The following is a 22392-nucleotide window of genomic DNA, read 5'->3' on the forward strand; positions in this document are numbered from 1 at the left end:
GGCACCGTCCAAGGCAGGTTGTGCGCGCCCCGATAATCTGTTGAATCCGCTACCGACAGCAAACTGCCGTCGCCAACCGAAACGCCGCGACAATGCGGGCGGATTGTTTCAGCGTTGGGTTCGGTGGCCCGTCGCGGTTGCAGGCAAACCTCAAATAACTTGGCGTTCCTGCCGTCAAACCGTTGGAAATGCGGCGCTTAACCATATGGAGCAGCGACCAAATGCGGGTTTTTGCAGCGACACACAAGAGTTTGTCCAGTGGTCTGACGACCAGTCCCCGATGCCTCAGTCGCGCGCATCCAGGAGAAAGCGGCACTTCGACCTTGCGAAATGCGCCGAATTCAAACCTTGGGCATCTCTCGATGAAATGACATCATAGCGCAAGACTATGGATATTGTTGTCGTCACCACGATCATTGCATCGCTCTTTCTGATCATCGGCGCAGCCGAGCCGATTGCCATGCAACTGCGTCTGCCGTTCAGTGTGATCCTCGCAGCCCTTGGGATTTTGATTGGGGTCGGTGCCGTATTTTTCTTGCGAACGGACCTTACGGATGCACTGAACCCGGTGGCGGAAGCCATTCTGGCGCTCCCGATCCGTTCAAACATCTTCCTTTATGTCTTTCTGCCGACGTTGCTCTTCCAGGCCACGCTTGGGATGAACCTGCGTCGAATGTTGGACGACTGGGTGCCGATCCTGGTTTTGGCCGTCGTTGCTGTCATCGTAGCCACTCTCAGTGTTGGGTTTGCCCTGTCCTGGACGAGCACATTACCCCTTGTGGCCTGCTTGCTGATCGGCGCCATTGTCTCCACCACGGATCCGTCGGCGGTGGTCTCGATCTTTCGGTCAATCTCGGCACCTCGGCGGCTTGCGCGGATCATCGAAGGTGAAAGCCTGTTGAACGACGCGGCGGCCATTGCGCTTTTTGGGTTGTTCATGGGGTTCGTAATGCTCTGGGTGCCGGACCCGAGCCTCGGCGATGCCTTTAAGCAGTTCCCCCTCCTGATCGCGGGCGGGGCTTTCACAGGTTGGATCGCGGCACGGGCTGCCACCTGGCTTATGGCTCTATGTGACCGTCATGACCTGGCACAGCTCTCAATATCTATAGCGCTGCCTTACCTTGCCTATATCATCGCGGAGCAGAGCATTGGTGCCTCCGGCGTGATTGCCGTTGTCGCTTCCGGCCTCACGCTCAATCTGATCGCGCCTGGACGGGTGTCGCCCCAGATCTGGGCAAATATGCGCGAGCTGTGGGACGTTCTTGCCCATTGGGCAGGGGCGTTGATCTTCATCCTTGCAGCACTTTTGATCCCCCGGCTACTTGAGGAAGTGCGTGTCGGTGATTTCCTCTTGATCGGCGTGGTCATCCTCGCCGCAATTGCGGCACGCGGGGTCGTCCTTTTCGGGCTGATGCCGCTCCTCACGTTGGTCCGTGTCTCTCCCGTGGTCGAGCGGCCTTTCAGGGCCGCGATACTTTGGGGTGGATTGCGGGGTGCAGTGACGCTCGCTCTTGCTCTCGCAGTGACCGAGAGCGTTCTTGTACCTCCTGAAACCAAACGTCTCGTCGGAATTCTTGCCACCGGCTTCACGCTTTTCACACTGGTGGTGCAGGGCACCACGCTCAGGCTGATCATCGGGTGGCTGGGGCTGGATCGGCTGTCTCCGATTGACGAGGCGTTGTCGCGTCAGGTGGTCGCCGTCTCTTTGCAAACCGTTCGCCAGGATGTTGCCGAGACAACTGAAAACTACGAACTCAGCCATGACATCGTGCGCGCCGAGGCGAAGCGCTTCGGCGAGCGGTTGGACGCAGCGGTCAAGGCATCGGAGGAGAGCGCCGACATTCTTGACCGGGACCGTATCACCCTCGGGCTGATCGCGCTCGCCGGGCACGAACGCGACACGATTTTGGTTCGCATGCGAGAACGCACCATCTCGGCACGTATGGCCGAGCGGGTTCTTTCCGATGCGGACCGTCTGATCGAAAGCGCCAGATCCGGTGGCCGGAGCGGATATCAGCGCGCGGCACGTCGCAGCATCACCTACGGCCAGGGCTTTCGAACGGCAGTTTTTCTGAACAACCGGCTCGGCCTGTCGCGGCCCTTGGCCAGCATGACGGCCGATCGTTTCGAGTTGCTTTTGTCTCAGCGACTGACCATGCGCGACCTCGGCACATTTATCGACACTCGGATACGGCGCATCCATGGTCGGCGGGTCGCGGAACTGTTGCACGAACTCCTGACGAGGCGAATGGACGCCCTCGAAACAGCCCTTGAAGGCCTCCAACTGCAGTATCCGGGCTATGCGGGTGAGCTCGAGCGGCGTTTCATCCGGCGCACGGCCCTGCGACTGGAGGAGCGGGAATATACAATCATGCGCGAAGACGGTCTGATAAACGCTGAGGTATATACTGCATTGATGCAAGATCTCGCCAAACGCCGGGCCCGTGCAGAAGAGCGCCCGCGCCTGGACATTGCCTTGCAACGCACCGAACTTGTCCGACAGCTTCCGCTCTTCGCGGGCCTTGAGGAGGGCGCGCTTCGCAGGTTGGGCCGGGCGCTTCGGACCCGCTATGCCGATGCGGGTGAAGTCATTCTAGACAAGGAGACCCCTGCAAAGAGCGTCTTCTTCATCGCCTCTGGTGCGGTGGAGCTGGAAAGTGCCGGTCAGAGCTGGCGCCTAGGCCGGGGTGAGATGTTCGGCCAGATGACGGTTCTCATGCAGAGAAGCCTACGCGCGGAAGTTCGCGCCATCGCGCCGTCAACGCTGCTTGTCCTGAATGAGACCCGGTTCCGCCGTCTGCTGGGACGCAGTGACGTGCTTCAAGAGGCGGTACGGGCAAGTGCGGTAAAGCGTGGGTTGGACCCAACGGCCATACCCCCAAACGTCTGACTCTTTCGTCTTCTTGCAGACAGGAATTGGCGGATGACCTAGTTGCAGGCAATACCGTGAAATGCAGCGGCGAGTGCGAGTGGCGTGTTGTGTCGTGGGCCAGCTGATCGCGAACCCTCGAATGGAGCACGATGAGCAGGCGCGGCAACCCGGACAGTCCAAGCTTGGAACCCACCTCCACCGCACCCAAAGGCGGTACCGTCGCGTCAAGGCCGGAACCCCGAGGCCCGCCGCAACGACCGCTGTCACGCCGTCTCCGAGGAGTGTCTCCGTCCAGCGGACGCCCGCCTCGTCTAGAAGCTGTCCTGCCATCAACCGGACGCCGCATGGTTCCGCAAGCGTGGCGAGTGGAATTGGTTCGCCCTTGCGATATTGCCCGCCCGGTGCAGCATACCAACCGAACTTTTCATGGCCAAGCACCTCGCCATCTCTTCGGTCAGAGTGAATACGCACGATGACCGCATCAAGCTCGCGCCGTTCGAAACTTTTCAGCAGGTCTCATGAGGAGTCGATGTGGGTTCCGATCATGAGTTGCGGGTCCTTGTGCGTCATGCGCGAGATCAGGGAGGGAAGCTTGGGGCCTGCCATGCGATCACTCATCCCTATCAGGCCATGGGAGATACCTTCAGCGTGGCGGAAGACGATCACGGAGCACAACCCTCCAACTTCCGATGCGGCGCAAGATATTGGGACGTCGCGTGCAGCAAGGACCCGATCTTTATTCAGATCAGTAAGATGAAAAGCCGGACCGCGGGGCAAAAAAGGCGCTCTTCGCGTGCATTGCCGAGTTGCTGAGCGAGGCTCCGGGCCTGCGCCCGGAAGACGTTTTTGTGAACCTCATCGAGGGTGTGAAAGAAAACGGGTCTCTTGGAAAAGGAGTTGAGCAATATGCTTGAGGCGGACTGTAGCGTGTTGGATGTGCGATATCGGCGCGCCCATCGATCGGCAACCCCGTTGCTGGGAATACCGATTCTCGATCAGTTGGTGACAGACCAGGATCCCAGGCCGCTTTCTGACTGTCGAAAGAACATCACAGGGACGCGATATGGCGTGCTTTACCGCTCAAATCATGCTGTGACAGTGGTTAACACAGCGTTCCCGGACTCGATGGCCGACTTATCTGCACCGTGCTGAAAAGATGTACATCTCAACTTAAAGGCGATCGTGATATTCCTGATATAGGATGTTTTTTGCCGAACTTTTCTGTTTAAAAACAAGTACAATTATGAGTGTCGGAGTATTTTTGCTGATTTTGGGCTGTATAGACCCGCTAGGGTTGCAATCGAAAGAAAACTGAAAATTTCAAAAAATTTGATTCGCATCTGCTGAATTTCTGATCTAAACGTTAATCAACTGATTGTGATGTTAACGTTGTGTGGGAGTTTGATTTCGTTTCGAACCGACAAGTCAGGTTTGATCAGGCCATTTTATCGACGTGATCGATTTTCCGCTTCGCGGTCCATGTTCTTTCCGGGCGTTGCTGCCCATTGTGACCGAAGTTTCCCGGCCCCATCTGGCTTTCCATTTTTCGCGCGAGCGCGACACCGGCAGTCTCGCCGGATCAATTTTTGTGAAAAGGCCTGGCCTTAAAATAGTGCTGTTGGGAGACACTAGATGACATATCGAACATACGAATTCACAGCTTTTGCAGAGTCCGATCTGCTGAGCGGAGGGGACAGCAATCTTGGGCCAGGCGACTGCTTTACAATGCCTGCATCGGCCACGACCTGTTTTACGGTCTGCGACAATGACGCCTTCCTCAGCGGTGACAGCTGGCGGAACGAGCATGCCAATGATCGCTACGGTCAAAAAGCCGATATCGTCGACCTTGATGGCAACGAGCTTGGCAACGGCGGCCAGATTTATGCCGAGAGCTACTACTGGGTGCACGACCAAGACGGCAATTGGTACGTCATGGTTCAGATCGAGCAAGAGCACGGCGACACCGACTACTTTACCTTCTACAACGGCAGTGGTCATCCGACGCCGCCCGAGGGTGCACAGCTCACCATTTCGTCCCAGAAAAATGTGACGTCGAACTGGTTGGACTACAAATGTCTGGATGCAGGAGAAAAGCCTCAACCTGATCCGTGGAGCTTCGATCCTGACACCTGCACCTACACAATCGAAGCCGAGGACCTTGATCTACACGGCTTCCATGTCGTCGACGGTGCGAAGGCTTCGGGCGGCGAGTTGGTCAAGCTCTCCGGACATGACGGCAAACTATCGACTGATTTTGGTGGCGAAGACGGCATCTACAATCTGAAAATCTGCGTTCAGGATGAATGCGATGGTGCCTCCAAGCTGAAAGTCTTTGTGAACGGTGAAATGCAGCAGGTGGTGATTCTGGATCGCGACAGTGACGGGGGCGGTTCGGACAACGGCTACTTCTCGGAGTTTACGCTGCAGGGGCTCGAGATTGCCGAAGGTGACATCGTCGAGATTCGGGCGTGGCGCGATGATGGTGAATATGTGCGTATCGACGCGCTCAAATTCGAGCAGGTCAAATTCGAGGTCTGTGACGACCCGGATGCGGTGAAAGTCGACTTCGAAGGGTTCGTGGCAGGGGACGTGATCGGGTCACAGATCGACGGCGTCACCATCTCCGCAATGGGCGGTTCTGGCGACGCGATGATCTTTGACAGTCAAAACCCCACCGGTGGTGATGATGATCTCGAAACTCAAGTCGCGCAGCTGGGCAATGTGCTGATCGTTTCCGAGGACGGCGACAGCTCTGACCCCGATGATGCGATTGGAGGCAAGCTGGTCTTCGATTTCGACAATCCTTCCACCGTGTTCGACATCAAGGTTGTCGATACAGAAGAGGGCGGGACCATCACGCTGACTCTCGAAGACGGGTCGACTGAGACCTTCGTCATCCCAAATCTCGTCAACGGTGGTGTCGGTCAGGTTGTGATGAATGTGGAGAATGTCGTCTCCATGGAAATCCAACTCGACGGATCGGGTGCCGTTGACGATCTTTGCTTTGTGCCGGGAGCAGAGCCTTTGGGGTCTCTTTCCGGTCGCTATTTCTGTGACGAGAATCGCGACGGTCTGGACAACGATGGTGCAGGCAACGGCGTGGCCGGGGTTCTGGTGGCACTCTTGGACGCGGCTGGGAATGCGGTTCTGGACACCTTGGGCGATCCTGTCACCACGATGACGGACGCGGACGGCAACTACTCCTTTGGTGATCTGGTCGCGGGCACCTATGGGGTGAAATTCACCGACTCCGTCTCGGGCAAAGACCTGACGACGCAAAACGTGGATGGCGACACCTCAGACGACATTGACAGCGACGCTGCCGATTTGGGTGGCGGCATGTCGATCATTGAAACCATTGTGGTTGTTGCGGGCCAGAATACGCCCGACAATGACGCTGGCGTGGTTGAACGGCCTGGTGCACTGTCAGGTACGTATTTCTGCGACGATGATCGCGACGGCGTGGATGATGGCGCGGCTGCGGGAGACGCGGATATCGCGGGCAAGGTCGTTATGCTGTTCGAGGCCGATGGCGTCACACCGGCAACCGATATCGATGGAAACCCGATCGCTGCAACCTTGACGGACCCGAATGGCGACTACCGTTTCGACAACTTGGGCGCGCGCGACTACGTCGTGATGTTCGAGGCCACCGAGGGTAAAGAGTTCATTGCGCCTGACCAAGGTGGAGATGAGACAGTGGACAGTGACGTCGTGGATGCCGCCAATGGCAAAACGGCTCCGGTGACGGTGACGGCAGGGCAGGAGACCAAGGATGTCGACGCTGGCGTTCAGGAACTGCTCGGCTCGCTCTCGGGCCGCTACTTCTGCGACGATGACGGAGACGGGCTTGACAACGATGGTCCCGACAACGGCGTGCAGAATGTCCTTGTGGAGCTTTTTGACGGGGCTGGAAACAGCACCGGACGGACGACCACAACGGATGCGCAAGGCAACTACAGCTTTACCGGTTTGGTTGCAGGCACCTACGCCGTGCTGTTCACCGATGCAGTATCTGCCAAAGAACTGACGACCCAGAATGTGGACGGCGACATCTCAGACGACATCGACAGCGATGCTGAAGATATCGGTGGCGGTCAGTCGATCATCGAGAACATCGTTGTTGTGGCTGGTCAGAACACTCCTGACAACGATGCCGGTGTGGTCCAACCCAACGGTGACCCGGACGCGACGGACGATGCAGGCATCGGCTGTGCCGATGAGACGATCATTGTCAATCTGTCTGACAACTACAGTGACCCCGATGGTGATCCGGTATCGATCACAATGCTCGGTAGCGAAAACATCGCAGACGGTGACACCATCTTCCTCGATGGTACGGCGACGACCGGAACTGGTGATGCCTTCGACTTCTTCGGTCTGGAAATCACTCGCGACGGTGATGAATTTGTCTTCGACGCCGAAGCTGCGTTTGCGGACCTCGACATCGGCGAAAGCGCCACCGCCAACATCAGCTTCAAGGTTGAGGATGATCAGGGTGGCTCGGATACCGCAAATATCGAACTGACCGTCAAGGGCGATGCGAATTCGGTGGAAAGCCTGAACGAGAGCCTGCCGGATACATTGATCAGCTACAAGATCGCGGATGGCTTTGCCGGCAGCGCGCCCTTCGGTGATTTCGGCTATGATATCCTGATCACCGAAGCCGATGGGGATGCCCGGTTTGAAGGCGTGACCTTCGAGCAGGCTTATTGCCTCGATTTCCTCGATCCTGCGGCTACGGGGCGAACCTTTGACGTGGCGCCGACAAATACTGCGGACATGTTCCTTGCCAGTGACCCAGCGACGAGCTCCGTCTTCGAGGCGAGCCAAGTCGGGATAAACGGTGAGACAGCAGCGGAAAACCTCGATCTGATCACATGGATCCTGAATCAGGATTTCGAGAACGACGGGACCGGGTCGGTGGACGGCACCTTCACCGGCTGGGAGGTCCAGTTTGCGATCTGGGAGCTCACCAACAGCGTTGACAGCGATCTGACGTTCAGTGTGGCGCCCGATCTTGGTCAGACTGCTGATGTCGACTTTATCGTTCAGCAGGCGCTGGCCAACGGGGAAGGCTTCGAGGCGGACGTTGGTGATATTGTCGGTGTCATTCTCGACCCGAACCCGGCCACGGCGAACAACGCACAACCCTTCATTTTGGGGATCGCTTTCGAGGAATACGACTGCATCTGCTGAGGCGGTCTATGAGATGGCAGGTGCCCGGGGCTCGGGCATCTGCAGCAGGCGGAGCCCCCGCCGGGTCAGACCCGATGCTGCATATTGCGCAGCGCTCCAATCGGCCCTCTGATTTAACCATTGTTCTGTAAGGAGAACACAATGAAGAAAGTGGCACTTGCAGCGATTGCAACACTCGCCGCCCTTCCGGTTTACGCGACTGGCACCTGCCCTCTCGGGCAAATCTGCGACCCTGTCTCGGTTCCGGAAATCAGCGCACTGGAAGGTACAGCTGCTTTGGCGGCTCTGGCAGCCGTTGTGCTCATCGCTTGGGAACGTCGCCGTCGCGCGGCGTAAGCCTTGCTTCTGAAAATGGTGGGCCCGCCCGACAAGATGGGTGGGCCCATCCGCATTGCGATGCACCAAACGCGTGGACTAAACTCAACAGTGGGCTGATCTGCCATGGTCACAACAGAAGCTGATATCACCGCACCCACGCCGCCTCGCCGTGCTCTGGTCGCGGCGGCTCTCCTGCTTATTGGTGAGTTGGCAGCCATCGGGTTGATCTTCAAGCATAGCATATCGTTCAACTGTCACGAGAATTGGTCGCCAGGCATATGCAGCGCGGCCAGCGGCACCTTGGTTGCCGTCTACTGCATGCTTGCAGCCTTGTTCTTGTTCTACATGTTTTATCCCAGCGTATTGCGGGCGCTCTTCCAGCAGGCGGGTTCACGCAGCGCACCACTTGCCATGAATCTCGCTGGTGTGGCTTTGGCGCTCGTCCCAGTCACATTTCTGCGCAATGGGGCGGGTACTGATGTTATTGCGCCTGCCTTTTCATTCTGGATCAGTGGCATGGCACTCCTTCTTGGAGGGGTGATGCTCTATCTCGCACCAATGCCGCGGTGGCTTGGATTCCTGCGTGTGCATGGAATGACCATCATGCCCATGCTGGCAGCTGCTGCGGCCACACCCTGGCTCGCCATGCAGATCCGACCGCTGTGGCGGCTCGAGACGATCTCGCAGATTACCTTTGACGCCGTCACTGCCGTTGTGCGCAGTCTTGGATATCAAGTTAATACGCCCGAAAACACCAAAGTCATCGGGGAAGGCGACTTCTACATCAACGTGGCGCCTGCGTGCTCCGGGGTTGAAGGGTTTGCGCTGGTCACAGTTTTCGTATCGCTCTATCTTTGGCTTTTTCGTCAGGATCTGCGCTTCCCGAGGGCACTTCTGCTCTTTCCAATCGGGTTGATGGCATCGGCGCTCTTTAACGTGCTGCGCATTGCAATTCTTCTGATCATCGGTCTGGAGGGAAATCCGGAGCTGGCCGTTGGCGGGTTTCATTCCCACGCAGGCTGGTTGATGTTCACACTTGTCGCCTTGGGGATTGTGGGTCTTGCTCAGACGGTACCGGCGCTGCAAAAGGCGGCCCCCGCCGAGAACAGCCCGTCAAAAGAAACCGCTCCTGCCTTGCCGCTCCTTCAGGACCCGGTCGTCGCGCAGATCCTGCCCTTCGCCATCTTCATGTTCAGCGCGCTACTTGCGCAAGTCTTCGCCTCAAGCCCCGGTGTTGTATACCCCTTGCGGGTTTTGGCCATGGGCGCCGCGCTCGCACTGTTCCTGCCGCTCTATCGGCGCCTCGATTGGCAACTTGACGGGGTTGCGATTGGTGCAGGTGCGCTCGTCGGATTGATGTGGGTCCTCATTCCTGTTGATGCCACCGAGAGCGCTCCCTACGGCACCTTGGCTGGTGGACTGCTGATCGGATGGTTCATCCTACGCGGTGTCGGCACCATTCTCTTCGTGCCAGTGATCGAAGAACTTTTCTTCCGAGGATATCTCGAAAGGCGACTGCGATTTGGCGGCGGGCTCAGATGGCGTCTCCTCGCCGCGCTGATTACGGCTTGCCTGTTTGCAGCTTTGCATGACCGCTGGATGGAAGCCCTTGTTGCTGGTCTGGTCTTCTCGTGGGTTATGGCGCGTCGCGGATCAGTGGTAGATGCGATTGTTGCACATGCGGCTGCCAATGCGCTTGTCTACGCTGTTGCGCTCGCCACCGGCAATCTCAGTATAATTTGAGTTGCCGCATCTGGTTGCGGACGTGTGGTTTGCGGCGCCCGACAACGGCGCGCGCAACGCGCTACCCCTAAAAACGACCGGTAGCATTGACCCTCAAAGAGCTGATTTAATGACGGCATGGTCATTGTCCATAAGGCGCATTGGTAGCGTCCGGATAACGTCGCATAGCGAGTTTTCCGGAGCCAAATCAAACTGCGTCTCAATATGCCCGCGGACGGCGCAAGCTATTGCTTTGGGATCGAAGCTATCCATTAATGCATCGAAGCGACCGTGACCACTCCGCGTTATGTTCGTACATTGGCCTCCATAGACGGGTCGGCGGCCTTTAAGTACCCGGCGCTGAAAGAACCTCTGTAAGCAACTGATTGGGAAACTTCCGACGAATGGTTACGGCGTAGAACACCTCAGTGATTTCATCGAGACGGGCGAATTCCACGAGTTTCCCGGAGGCGAGTTCATCTTTCACGACAATAGGCGGGATCACGGCGACACCGACATCGGCGCGGGCCAGCAGCCGAAGCATTGCCATATCGTCCGCCTCTGCGGCGATCTTGGGGACCAGTCTTTGCCGTTCCACCATGGCATCAAAGCCGGCGCGCAATGCCGTTTCCGGCGTCGGGAGGATCAGCGGATGCGCGGCGACGATGCCCCGCGGCTTGGCGTTGTCAGCCAGCATTCTGCCACGCGTTCCGACGAAGCTCACCGGTTGTTCGTCCAGACGATGGACAAGATAGGGGCTTGTGGCATCTCGTGCTGGGACCAAATTCGTGAGCACGACGTCAAGTGAGAGGGCATCGAGACCTCGCAGCAGATCCTCTTGTGAGCCTGATCGAAGCACAACTTCCACGTCATCGCGACCGACCATAGGGCGCAGAAAGGAGAGCTGGAAGTTGCGGGACAGCGTAGCCAGTGCACCCACACGGAGTGTTTGACGTTTTGTAGCCGACCTTCTGAGAGTGGCCGACAAATCATCTGCTGTGCGGAAGATCTCTTCTGCATGATCCAAAGCTATGCGTCCTGCCTCGGTTAACACCAGATTGCGTCCGCTGCGCTCAAACAGATTTTGATTTAGTGAGGCTTCCAGCGCTTTGATCTGAGTTGAGACAGCGGACTGTGAGATATTCAACGTCCGGGCAGCGCCCGTGAGGGTGCCATCACGTGCAACGGCATGAAAGAGACGTAGATGATGGAGATTAAGTGTGGCCATGTTTCCAATTAGTAGAACAGTTTCTCAAAAATGTGAGTTTTATCTAATTCTTGCCAGTGCTGAGGTGAACTCCTTTGCCAGTTCGGGGCCGCTCTAGGCACCGGTGGCCTTGCCTTTTTGCCGGATCTATTATGGCACCCACTGTGCCGACATTGGCAATGAGCCGATAGGGTGGAGCGCCCTGTTTGATGAACACCTGTCGAGCGAGCCGAACAGTGCCCCAGTGTCGAAAACGTGTCTGACGTCAGGGATTTTGGAACAGATGGCTCCCTGATCTAAGAGAGGGTCTGGCGCATCTGATAGGTTTGATTGTGCGGCGGATTTGCGGTGAAGCAAGCGTCGCGTTTCGATGGTCTTTCGTTTGATCCTTTCTCGTTGTTGCAGAATGGTCTGACCCCGTCCGAAGTAAACAGCAGCGGGCGTTAGGTTCTGCAAACTCTCGTGATAGCGTCGATGGTTGTAGTACTCGACGAAGGCGTCGATCCGTTGCCTGAGATCTCCTGGCCGGCAGTAATTTTCAAGCAGAATGCGGTTCTTGAGGGTCTGGTGCCAACGTTCGATCGTGCCCTGGGTCTGCGGGTGATACGGAGCGCCTCGGACGTGGTCCATCTTCTGATCCTCAAGCCAACCGGCCAGTTCGTTAGATACGTAACTAGACCCATTGTCGCTGAGCAGGCGCGGCTTGTGCAGGACCGTTGCCTGATCACACCCCGAACCAGATCGAGCGTGTCGGTCACATCCTCGGTCTTCATCTTCTTGCAGAGCTTCCAGGCGATGATGTAGCGACTGTAGTCGTCTAGGATCGTGGACAGGTAGAACCAGCTCCAGCCGATGACCTTGAGATAGGTGAAGTCGGTTTGCCAGAGTTGATTGGGCCGGGATGTCTTGTCCCTGAACTCGTCGGCAGCCGACAGAACCACGTAGGCCGGGCTGGTGATCAGGTCGTAGGATTTGAGGATGCGATAGACCGAAGCCTCTGACACAAAATACTTTTCCGTGTCGGTGAACTGAACCGCGAGCTCGCGCGGCGACAGATCGCTTTCCTTCAGGGCCAGATCCTTGATCTTCTCGCGCACCGGCTCTGGGATGCGGTTCCAGACCTGTGACGGCTTTGGACTTCGATCCTCAATCCCTCGGGGCCACCCGACAGATACCGGTCATACCAACGGTAAAAGGTCGTTCTGGGGATGCCCAGCTTGTCCAGCGTGCGTTTCGTCGGGAGATGCGACCCGTCGACGAGGCGGATAATCTCCAGCTTCTCGGATGCCGCCCTCTCGGCAGATTTGGCTTGGCCAAATCGCTTGCCGGGTAATAGATACCTCATGCGTCGTCGTCCCCATGCGCGATCATGCTTTTTTGAGCAACCGCAGTTCCAAAGCTTGCTCTGCCACGACCTACCTAAGATCACGGGATTCCCGCCGCAGGTCTTTGACTTCGGTTGACGTCGCTGCACGCACGGTGTCGCCTGCAAGGCGTTTCTTGCCAGGCTCAAGGAACTCCTTGGACCAGCTGTAATGCAAGCTCCGAGCGATGCCTTCACGGCGGCAATGGTCAGCGCGGAGGACAAAGCAAGCGCCAAAAGAGACTCGAGATAGATCGAATCCGGTAGCCGCCATCGCCGCTTGGCTCGCCCATCAATCGCGTTGTCGCTCACGTCGATTCGACATGCCTCCTCGCTCAATCTTGCGCGCAGGCTTTATGGCAAGAACTTGTTTCCGAATGGATAAAGCGCGACAGAGTTGGTCACGTTTTGATTGAGACACTTTGGAAAAATGGGCGGGAAAGGAAAACTATAGCTGATTTGAGGGTCGTGGACCCGGGCCCGTTGACTCAAAACGCAAGAAGGCCCCGCAATCGCGGAGCCTTTGTTTCAGGTGGCGAGCTTCATTGCGGGATTTCGCCGGTGAGACCTTCGACGTAGAAATTCATCCCGGCAAGCGTGGCATCGTCGGCAACTTCACCTTCTGCTAACCAGTCGCTGCCGTCCTGTTTTTTGATCGGGCCTGTGAAAGGGTGGTAGGAGCCATCTGCAATCGCGGCCTTCATCGCGAGCGCTTCCTCTTTCACATCGGCGGGCACGGCATCGGAGATTTCACCAATGCCAACCATACCAGCGCCGATACCATCCCACGTATCCGTGCTTTCCCAAGTGCCATCCATCACCGCCTTAGTCCGCGCGACATAATAGGGGCCCCATTCATCGATGATCGAAGAAACGCGCGGGAACGGCGCGTATTGAGCCATGTCGGAGGCCTGGCCGAAGGTCACGACGTCGCCGGCTTCCTGAGCGGCGGCTTGAGGCGCCGTGGAGTCGGTGTGCTGGAGGACCACATCCGCACCCTGCTCAATCAGGGCACGCGCAGCGTCGGCTTCCTTTGCAGGATCAAACCATGTGTAGGCCCAGATGATCTTGAACTCGACATCAGGATTGACCTTGGCGGCGTGGATATAGGCCGCGTTGATGCCACGGATGACTTCGGGGATCGGATAGGATGCGATGTAACCGACAATGTTTGACTTGGTCATCTTGCCGGCGATGTGACCCTGGATCGCACGGCCTTCGTAGAAGCGCGCCGAATAGGTCGAGACATTGTCAGCGCGCTTGTAGCCGGTCGCATGCTCGAATTTCACATCAGGAAACTTCTTGGCGATGTTGATGGTCGCATCCATATACCCAAAGGACGTCGTGAAAATCAGATCGGCGCCATCAAGCGCCATCTGCGTCATCACACGTTCGCTGTCCGGACCCTCGGCCACGTTCTCGACGTAGACAGTCTCGACTGCATCTCCGAGTTGTTCTTCGACCATGAGACGGCCCTTGTTGTGCTCATAGGTCCAGCCGCCGTCGCCGATAGGACCGACGTAGACAAAGCCAACCTTTGTCTTCTCGTGACCATCCGCGGCGACGCCAGTGGCCAAACCCAATGCAACAGCGGCACTGGTCAGAAAAGTAGTGAGTTTCATGTTTAGAGTTTCCCCGTGTTAAACCGCCCCTTATGTGAGGCGTTGTTTGGCCCCTAGCTGGAGGCATGGAATGTGCGGCCCAAAGAGCCGGGTGCTGCGCTTTTGTCCGCAGAGAGGATCACCAATACGATGATGGTGATGATGTAGGGTGACATTGCCAGATATTCGACGGGAATGGCAACGCCTGCGCCTTGCAGATTGAGTTGCAGTTGGGCGATCCCGCCAAAAAGATAGGCACCCAAAAGGACGCGCCACGGCTTCCAGCTTGCGAAGACAACCAGGGCGAGCGCGATCCAGCCAACACCGGCCGTCATACCTTCTGTCCATTGTGGCACGCGGATCAGGGAGATGTAGGCGCCACCCATGCCGGCGAGCGCGCCGCCGAACATGATCGCAAGTGTGCGGATGCGGACAACCTTGTAGCCCAGAGCATGAGCGGCGTCGTGGTTCTCTCCCACGGCGCGCAAGACCAAACCAACACGGGTGAATTTCAGCGTGGCCCAGACTCCGGCAACGAAGAGGATACCGATGTAGAGAATGGGGTCATGGGAGAATATGATCGGACCCAGTACAGGGATCTCGGCAAGCGGACCGAGATTGACATCACCCATACGGGGCGGCTTGACACCAACATAGCCTTGGCCCAGCAGCGCCGAGAGGCCGAGCCCGAAGAGCGTCAGCGCAAGCCCTGACGCCACCTGATTGGCCAGAGCGACTTGCGTGAGGAGCGCGAAGAGCAGGCTCAAGGCGGCTCCGCCAGCCGCCGCCGCGACAAAACCAGCGAGCGGTGAGTTGGTTTCGACCGCAATCGCAAAGCCACAGATCGCACCCACGATCATCATGCCCTCCACCCCTAGGTTCAGCACGCCAGCTCGCTCGACAACCAGTTCGCCTGTCGCAGCCAGCAAGATTGGGGTTGCGGCGCTCATCAAGGCTGCGATGAGAAGAATGGGATTGATGGCGGACAGGTCCATTTATGCGGTCTCCGCGCGGCCGATACGCAGCCGATAGTTGGTGAACAGATCCAGAGCGAGTAAGAAGAAGAGCAGCATGCCCTGGAAGACCTGGATTGCGGCAGCAGGCAGCCCCAATTGGCTCTGGGCGATGTCACCCCCGATGTAGGTGAGCGCCATCAAGAGCCCCGCCATAACGATACCGATGGGGTGCAGCCGACCAAGAAAGGCGACGATGATCGCTGTGAACCCGTAGCCAACATTGAAATCAATGCTGACCTGGCCTGCCGGACCTGAGACCTCAAACAAGCCTGCAAGGCCCGCGAGCACGCCGGAGGTGCCGAGACAAAAGAGGACAAGGCGGCTGGGGTTCACGCCCGCAAACCGCGCGGCTCGTGGTGCCTCGCCCGTGACCCGAACGGCAAAACCCAAGCGATGTCGAGAGAGCAGCACATAAGCGAATATCACAGCGATGAACGCTGCGACGACGCCCCAATGCATACCCGTACCCGTGATGAGCTCCGCGTTGTGTGCACTGTCATATTGCTGCAGATTGCGGCTTCCGGGAAAGCCGAAGCCCTCCGGATTTTTGAGCAATCCCAGAGACATTGATGCCAGAAACTGCTCGGCCACATAGACCAGCATCAGCGAAACCAGGATTTCATTCGTCCCAAAGCGCACCTTCAGGACCGCGGGGATCATGGCCCAGATCCACCCTCCCAGAGCACCGGCCAATACCATTCCAGGAAAGATCAATCTGCTCTCGGCGGGATAGAACGCCAGGCCCAACCCCGCACCAAAAAACGCGCCCATGATATACTGGCCTTCCGCGCCAATGTTCCAGATCCCCGCTTTGAAACCAAGGCTGAGACCGATGGCGATCAATACCAGGGGCGCCCCCTTGATAAGGAGTTGCGGGCGGTAGAAAAATGCGAATTCGCCAAACAGTGGCTCCCAAAAGATCGTGAGGATCGACTGGATCGGGTCCTTGCCCAATGCGGCGAACAGAAGTCCGCCAAAAAAGAAAGTCGCCAACACAGCAAATAGCGGTGTCAGATAAGCAAACGCACGACTGGACTGTGGACGTTTCTCAAGCCGGATCATATAGGCACTCGGTCGTCATCCGGCTTTTCTCAAATCTCATAAACCATTGAAGTAATTTCTTTTTCGGAGATCTAGACATGTGCCACCTCCATGCCGTGTGCGCCGCCCATCATCAAGCCGATTTGTTCCATGCTGAGGCCCGCCGTGGGCTGTGGAGCCGACAACCGACCTTCGTTCAGCGCGGCGAAACGGTCCGCTATCTCCATCAGTTCATCAAGGTCTTGGCTGATCACGATCACCGCCGCGCCACCTTCCGCCAGATCGAGGAGAGCCTGCCTGATGGCGGCTGCGGCCGACGCGTCGACGCCCCAGGTCGGTTGGTTGACAACAAGCACCTCCGGGCGTTGCAGAACCTCGCGGCCGATGACAAATTTTTGCAGATTGCCCCCAGAAAGTGACCCTGCCGCGTTTTCGGCCCCCGGGGTGCGCACATCGAAGGCGTCAATAATATTCTCCGCAAAGCCCTGAGCTGCCTGCCAGTTCAGAAATCCGCCAGTTTCGAGGCCTTCGCGCGCGGCACCTGTCAGCATCGCGTTTTCGGTGAGTGACATCCCTGGGGCTGCTGCATGGCCAAGACGTTCTTCGGGCGCCGCCAGCAGGCCTAGCACGCGCCGTGGGTTCGGCCCGAGCCCACCAATATCCTGTCCTTTCAGATGCAGCATGCCAGCAGGGGCCCGGATCTCGCCGGACAACGCAGCAAGCAACTCGTCTTGGCCATTGCCAGCCACACCGCCGATTCCGAGAATTTCACCTTGGCGCAACTCCAACGAAATCTCCCGAAGCGGCAATCCGAATGCTGTCGAAGAGGGCAGGGACAACTTATGGAGAGACAACATGGTCGGGCCCGGCATCACACCTGCGCGGCTTGGCGTGGACAGTACCTTGCCGACCATCATCTCAGCCATGTCTCGCGCTGTCGTCTCGCGCGGGATGCATTCTCCGACAACCTTGCCCAAACGGAGGATCGTTGCCGTATCACACAGTGCGCGGATTTCCTCAAGCTTATGGGATATATAGAGAATTGCCGTTCCCTCTGCACTTAGCTTGCGTAGGGTTTCGAACAGGATTTCGACTTCTTGCGGGGTCAGCACGGATGTGGGCTCGTCCATGATCAGCAGTGTCGGCTTCTGCAGCAGGCAACGTATGATCTCAACGCGTTGGCGTTCGCCAGCGGAAAGGTCACCGACAATCCTGTCCGGTGCCAACGGCAACCCGTAGGTGTCAGACACCTCTCTGATCCGGCGGGAAAGATCGCGCAGCCTTGGCGCATTCTCCATACCCAACGCGATGTTTTCAGCGACGCTAAGCGCATCGAAAAGCGAAAAATGCTGGAACACCATACCAACGCCAGCGGCTCGGGCCGCGCGCGGCTCTACCGGTGCGAAGGGGGCGCCATGTATCTGCATCTCGCCCGCGTCGGGTTTGACCAGACCATAGATCATCTTCACCAGCGTTGACTTGCCCGCCCCATTCTCACCCAAAAGTGCGTGTATCTCGCCCGGCGCGATCTGAAGCGAGACATTGTCGTTCGCAACAACGCCGGGATACGCCTTTGTCAGGTTCCGCAGTGACAAAAGAGAACTCATGCAGGCGCTTTCAGTCTGGACAACAAGCTTCGTATGGTTCCGGCTGCTATCGCGTCCGGGTGCTTACCCAGAGACTTGTCGCCGATGGGGCAGGTGATGGACGCTGGGTCAAGCCCTGTCCCTTGCAATCGGTTCTGGAACCTGGCCCATTTTGTTGCTGAACCGATCAATCCACAGGACGCAAAACCGCGCTTCAGCAGTGTTGCGCAGAGATCGAGGTCTATGTCATGCGAATAGGTAAAGATCAGGTGATGCGCCTCTTGCGGAGCACGTGCCGCCAGGCGGGGCATATCGCTCGCCGTTATCATGACGATATCGGGGTCGACAGTCTCGGGAAATCGGCTGGCAGAGCTGTCAACCCAAGTGATGTCAAACAGACCCGGCGGACACGCGTTGATAACTGCCCGTCCCACATGCCCGGCGCCCCACGCCCACAGAAGCGGTGGTCTCTCGGGCGGTGTGGCCGTGCATGGGACGCGACGAGCCGTTTCGTCGATGGCTGTCGGTGTGCGACCGAAGCGCAGGGACACGGATCCCCCGCAACACTGGCCCAGGCTTGGACCAAGTGGCAGGGTTCGCGTCTCGTCCGGAAGAGCCTGAGCAAGTATTTCGCGCGCACGGGCGATGGCGCTGTACTCCAACGCGCCTCCTCCGATTGTGCCCTCGATGCCGGTCGTGGTGATTTTCATTGCAGTGCCAGCGTCACGCGGCGCGGAGCCCCTGGTTGCAGTGATTTCCACGTACACCGCGCTCATCCGCGCGCCCTTTGGATTGCTGCGAAAACAGCTTCGGCCGTGGCTGGGGTTTGTAAATCCGCATAATGGCCCCCGCAGGCCTGTACCGCGTCACAAAGTGCCGCATAGGCGGAGATACCCAGCATAAGCGGCGGTTCACCCACTGCCTTTGAACGATAAATCGTCTCTTCCCTGTTTTGGTCATCCCAGAGGGCGACATTGAAAATTTCGGGGCGGTCGGAGCAGGCCGGGATCTTGTAGGTAGACGGCGCGTGGGTGCGCAGTTTGCCTCTCTCGTCCCACACCAACTCCTCTGTGGTGAGCCAACCCGAGCCCTGTACGTAGCCGCCTTCAATCTGTCCAATATCAAGTCCGGGGTTCAATGAGGCTCCGACATCATGCAGAATATCGGCCCGCAGGATCCGGTTTTCGCCGGTCAGAGTGTCGATCACCACCTCGGTCACTGCCACACCATACGCGAAGTAGAAGAAGGGCCGACCCTTCCCTTTGATGCGGTCCCACTGAAGCTTGGGTGTCTTATAAAAACCTGTCGCGGAGAGGCTGATGCGTGCGAAATAGGCCATCTGCGCGACTTCTTCGAAGGTATAGGTGGCATCCACCACTTCCACCTGCCCATTCTTGAAAATCACATCTGTCCTGTCGCACTGATGCCGCTCGGTCAGCAGATCCGCCATGCGGCTGCGGATGGTATCGCATGCCGCTTTAACGGCCATGCCATTCAGATCACTACCTGATGATGCCGCTGTCGCCGAGGTGTTCGGGACCTTCCCGGTGTCCGTTGCGGTGATCTTCACCTGTCCAACATCTACCCCGAACCGCGCTGCAGCGACCTGCGCCACCTTCTGGAACAAGCCCTGGCCCATCTCGGTGCCGCCGTGGTTGAGGTGGATCGAGCCATCTTGATAAACATGCACCAGAGCCCCGGCCTGATTGAGATGGGTCAGTGTGAAGGAAATTCCGAATTTAACGGGCGTGAGGGCGATACCTCTTTTCAGTACGAGGTTCTCGGAATTCCAGACGGCGACTGCGGCACGACGTTTTTCATAATCACTAGTGGCAACAAGTTCGTCGATCATCTCTGGCAAGATGAAGTCCTCGACCTTCTGACCATAGGGAGTGGTGTTCCGGTTTTGCTGTCCGGTGCTGGCCTTGGTGTTGTATAGATTGTTCTTCCGGACACGCAACGGATCCCAGCCAAGATGCATCGCAATGTGGTCCATAACCCGTTCGACCCCCAGCATACCCTGTGGGCCGCCGAAGCCGCGAAACGCCGTCGCACTTTGCATATTGGTCTTTAGGCGATGGCTGGTGATGCGCACAGCTGGCAGGTAATAGGCATTGTCGGCGTGCAACATTGCGCGGTCCGCAACCGGCAGCGACAGATCCTGCGCCCACCCGCAGCGGGTATAGTGGGTAAAGTCGATGCCCTGAATTGCCCCTTTGTCGTCAAAACCCACCGAATAGTCGATGCGGAAGTCGTGGCGCTTCCCTGTAATGATCATATCGTCATCGCGATCATAGCGCATGCGACACGGCCGCCCGGTTTCCCGCGCGACAACGGCACATGCCACTGCTAACGCATTGCCCTGGCTCTCTTTTCCACCAAAACCACCGCCCATACGTCGGGTTTCCACCCGCACGCTGTGCATCGGTTGCCCTAAGGCCTCCGCAACTTTGTGCTGAATTTCGGTCGGATGCTGTGTGGAACTCATCACCACCATGTCACCCCCTTCCTGGGGGAGTGCCAGTGCTGCCTGTCCTTCCAAATAAAAGTGCTCCTGTCCTCCCACGACGAGCTGGCCGCTGATCTGATGAGGTGCTGAGGCGATCGCGGCCTCGACATCGCCGCGTCCGTAGATGCGTGGGCCATCTTCGAAGCGGCTGTTTTGCGCAAGGGCGTCTTCTATGTCGAGTATCGGTTTGGTCTCGCTGATCTGGACCTTGCCCAGTCTCGCAGCCTTCCGCGCCGCGAGATGAGACGTGGCTGCCACCAAGAACAGCGGTTGCCCGACGTAGTGCACCTTATCAGTGGCCAGCAACGGCTCATCGTGGATTGACGGCGAGACATCATTGGCGAAGGGCAAGTCCGCGGCTGTCATCACCGCGACCACACCGGGGGCTGCCTGGACGTCGGCGAGGTCCATAGACTTCAGAGTACCGGCTGCAGCGCTGGAGAGGCCGAATGCCAAATGCAGCGTACCTTTGGGCGTTGGGATGTCGTCAACATAGCGGGCTTCGCCGGTGACATGGAGGCGAGCGGCATCGTGTGGAAGAGGCTTGGTGACGCTCAAGGGCTCACCTCCAGCGCGCTCACGTGCGTGTCCTGATCCGCATACCAATATCGCAACAACATGTTCTGTGCTGTTTGCAGCCGGTAGCTGGCGCTGGCCCGCATGTCCGACAGCGGCTCGAAATCGTCGCATAGGGCTGCCATCGCGGCTCGCACTGAGGTCTCTGACCAAGCTGTCCCAATCAGGGCCGCTTCTGCCTTTTGTGCGCGTTTGGGGGTTCCGGCCATGCCGCCGTAGACCAGCCGAGCGATTGAGACCGCGCCATCTTCGACGGTGATCGAGAGGCAACCGCAGACTGCGGAGATATCCTGGTCGAACCGTTTGGACAGTTTGTAGCAGCGCAACCGGTTGGTCTGGTCCGGGATGGTGACAGCCTCGACAAACTCGCCGGGCCTGCGATCCTGCTTGCCGTAGTCGAGGAAGAAGGCCTCGAGCGGCATGCTGCGCCGGGTCTGGTCGTGCCGCAGATGCAGAGTGGCTCCGAGAGCAATCAGCGCGGGTGGCCCGTCGCCTATCGGCGAGCCGTTGGCAATATTGCCGCCGATGGTTGCCGCATTCCGAACCTGCACCGACCCATAGCGCCGGATGAGCTTGGCAAATGAGGGATAGAGCGGTGCGACAGCCGCTTCCAGTTCGGTGAGCGTCGTCATCGCGCCAATCCGCAGGCCATCATCCGTCTCGTTGATGCCTCGGAGGCCTGCACAACGGTTCAAGAAGGCGACATGTCCAAGATCGCGGAACTCTTTGGTGACCCATAGGCCCACATCTGTTGCTCCGGCAATCAATGTCGCATCGGGGTGGTTGGCGTACCACGTCGCGAGAGCATCGGTGTCCACCGGTTGCACCCAAGGCGCATCGAGCTCCGCTGCAAGACCTTCGGTCGCGGAAACCGAGCGGTCACGCATATGCTCCGGGATGGGCTGATCCGCAGCAGCCTCAGCTGCACGAATGATCGGTGCATAACCCGTGCAGCGGCAAAGGTTACCGGCCAGTTGCACATCATGATCGGTCGCACCGTTCAGGTGCGCGGTGGCCATGCTCACTATGAAGCCTGGTGTGCAGAAACCGCATTGGCTGCCGTGATGATCTATCATCGCCCGCTGGACCGGATGCAGTGTGCCGTCTGGTGCCGCAACTCCTTCGACTGTGCGAACCGCCTTCCCGTTGAGCTGGGGCAGAAAAAGGATGCAGGCGTTGAGTGCACGCGCACCGCTGTGATCGGTCACCATGACTGAGCAGGCCCCGCAGTCGCCCTCGTTACAGCCTTCCTTGGTGCCGGTCAGCCCGCGCTCCTCGCGCAGCCAGTCGAGAAGGGTGACGGTTGGTGCGACGTCCCGCAGTGCAACTGTTTCTCCGTTCAGGCGAAACGCAATGTCCATGCCGTCAGATCCGCCGCGGTA

At 58.1% G+C, this 22392-nt stretch carries 12 protein-coding genes and 2 pseudogenes; 5 read left to right on the forward strand and 9 right to left on the reverse strand.

What is annotated here, in order from left to right; translation table 11 throughout:
* Window positions 1-388 precede the first annotated feature (388 nt).
* From Q1A71_RS20470 to xrtE, 5 genes and pseudogenes are all read left to right on the forward strand, one after another.
* Window positions 389-2890 (forward strand): cation:proton antiporter, encoded by a 2502-nt coding sequence (locus Q1A71_RS20470; protein WP_299681088.1) that lies wholly within the window; start codon window positions 389-391, stop codon window positions 2888-2890.
* Window positions 2891-3657: 767 nt separating this feature from the next.
* A pseudogene (locus Q1A71_RS23700) lies at window positions 3658-3786 on the forward strand (tautomerase family protein); the annotation flags it as partial.
* 718 nt (window positions 3787-4504) lie between these two features.
* The gene (locus tag Q1A71_RS20475) at window positions 4505-8071 is read left to right on the forward strand and encodes an SdrD B-like domain-containing protein (RefSeq protein WP_299681091.1); all 3567 of its coding nucleotides are present in this window, start codon (window positions 4505-4507) and stop codon (window positions 8069-8071) included.
* Window positions 8072-8212: 141 nt separating this feature from the next.
* On the forward strand, window positions 8213-8407 hold the full coding sequence (locus tag Q1A71_RS20480; protein WP_299681094.1) for a VPEID-CTERM sorting domain-containing protein: 195 nt from the start codon (window positions 8213-8215) through the stop codon (window positions 8405-8407).
* 105 nt (window positions 8408-8512) lie between these two features.
* Window positions 8513-10132, forward strand: coding sequence for an exosortase E/protease, VPEID-CTERM system (gene xrtE, locus Q1A71_RS20485; RefSeq protein ID WP_299681097.1), 1620 nt, complete (start codon window positions 8513-8515; stop codon window positions 10130-10132).
* Window positions 10133-10457: 325 nt separating this feature from the next.
* Here xrtE and Q1A71_RS20490 read toward each other — a convergent pair whose 3' ends face one another.
* The 9 genes and pseudogenes from Q1A71_RS20490 to xdhA all read right to left on the reverse strand — a co-directional run bounded on the left by Q1A71_RS20490 (window position 10458) and on the right by xdhA (window position 22371).
* Window positions 10458-11339: a LysR family transcriptional regulator gene (locus Q1A71_RS20490; RefSeq protein ID WP_299681100.1), complete on the reverse strand. Its 882-nt coding sequence runs from the start codon at window positions 11337-11339 to the stop codon at window positions 10458-10460.
* Between the two features lie 312 nt (window positions 11340-11651).
* Window positions 11652-12895 (reverse strand): annotated as a pseudogene (locus tag Q1A71_RS20495) (IS3 family transposase); the annotation flags it as partial.
* Window positions 12896-13223: 328 nt separating this feature from the next.
* On the reverse strand, window positions 13224-14303 hold the full coding sequence (locus tag Q1A71_RS20500) for a BMP family ABC transporter substrate-binding protein (RefSeq protein ID WP_299681103.1): 1080 nt from the start codon (window positions 14301-14303) through the stop codon (window positions 13224-13226).
* A gap of 53 nt (window positions 14304-14356) precedes the next feature.
* On the reverse strand, window positions 14357-15277 hold the full coding sequence (locus tag Q1A71_RS20505; protein WP_299681106.1) for an ABC transporter permease: 921 nt from the start codon (window positions 15275-15277) through the stop codon (window positions 14357-14359).
* Window positions 15278-16360 carry an ABC transporter permease gene (locus Q1A71_RS20510; RefSeq protein WP_299681110.1) on the reverse strand — a complete coding sequence of 361 codons (1083 nt, stop codon included), beginning with the start codon at window positions 16358-16360 and terminating at the stop codon, window positions 15278-15280. It abuts the gene before it with no gap.
* Between the two features lie 71 nt (window positions 16361-16431).
* Window positions 16432-17946 carry an ABC transporter ATP-binding protein gene (locus Q1A71_RS20515; protein ID WP_299681115.1) on the reverse strand — a complete coding sequence of 505 codons (1515 nt, stop codon included), beginning with the start codon at window positions 17944-17946 and terminating at the stop codon, window positions 16432-16434.
* Window positions 17943-18701: a xanthine dehydrogenase accessory protein XdhC gene (gene xdhC, locus Q1A71_RS20520; RefSeq protein WP_299681119.1), complete on the reverse strand. Its 759-nt coding sequence runs from the start codon at window positions 18699-18701 to the stop codon at window positions 17943-17945. The genes Q1A71_RS20515 and xdhC overlap by 4 nt, the downstream gene beginning before the upstream one ends.
* Complete coding sequence (gene xdhB, locus Q1A71_RS20525; RefSeq protein ID WP_299681122.1) at window positions 18698-20992, reverse strand: xanthine dehydrogenase molybdopterin binding subunit; 2295 nt, start codon at window positions 20990-20992, stop codon at window positions 18698-18700. The genes xdhC and xdhB overlap by 4 nt, the downstream gene beginning before the upstream one ends.
* Complete coding sequence (gene xdhA, locus Q1A71_RS20530) at window positions 20989-22371, reverse strand: xanthine dehydrogenase small subunit (protein WP_299681125.1); 1383 nt, start codon at window positions 22369-22371, stop codon at window positions 20989-20991. The genes xdhB and xdhA overlap by 4 nt, the downstream gene beginning before the upstream one ends.
* Window positions 22372-22392 lie beyond the last annotated feature (21 nt).

This window comes from uncultured Roseobacter sp., from assembly GCF_947493125.1.
Lineage (GTDB): Bacteria > Pseudomonadota > Alphaproteobacteria > Rhodobacterales > Rhodobacteraceae > Roseobacter.

Excerpts from the sequence above, each read along its gene's own strand:
- Q1A71_RS20510 (WP_299681110.1), bottom strand. The coding sequence starts at position 16,360 with ATGATCCGGCTTGAGAAACGTCCACAGTCCAGTCGTGCGTTTGCTTAT.
- xdhC (WP_299681119.1), bottom strand. The coding sequence starts at position 18,701 with ATGAGCGCGGTGTACGTGGAAATCACTGCAACCAGGGGCTCCGCGCCG.
- xdhA (WP_299681125.1), bottom strand. The coding sequence starts at position 22,371 with ATGGACATTGCGTTTCGCCTGAACGGAGAAACAGTTGCACTGCGGGAC.
- Q1A71_RS20505 (WP_299681106.1), bottom strand. The coding sequence starts at position 15,277 with ATGGACCTGTCCGCCATCAATCCCATTCTTCTCATCGCAGCCTTGATG.
- Q1A71_RS20515 (WP_299681115.1), bottom strand. The coding sequence starts at position 17,946 with ATGAGTTCTCTTTTGTCACTGCGGAACCTGACAAAGGCGTATCCCGGC.
- Q1A71_RS20480 (WP_299681094.1), top strand. The coding sequence starts at position 8,213 with ATGAAGAAAGTGGCACTTGCAGCGATTGCAACACTCGCCGCCCTTCCG.
- Q1A71_RS20500 (WP_299681103.1), bottom strand. The coding sequence starts at position 14,303 with ATGAAACTCACTACTTTTCTGACCAGTGCCGCTGTTGCATTGGGTTTG.
- xrtE (WP_299681097.1), top strand. The coding sequence starts at position 8,513 with ATGGTCACAACAGAAGCTGATATCACCGCACCCACGCCGCCTCGCCGT.
- Q1A71_RS20490 (WP_299681100.1), bottom strand. The coding sequence starts at position 11,339 with ATGGCCACACTTAATCTCCATCATCTACGTCTCTTTCATGCCGTTGCA.
- Q1A71_RS20475 (WP_299681091.1), top strand. The coding sequence starts at position 4,505 with ATGACATATCGAACATACGAATTCACAGCTTTTGCAGAGTCCGATCTG.
- Q1A71_RS20470 (WP_299681088.1), top strand. The coding sequence starts at position 389 with ATGGATATTGTTGTCGTCACCACGATCATTGCATCGCTCTTTCTGATC.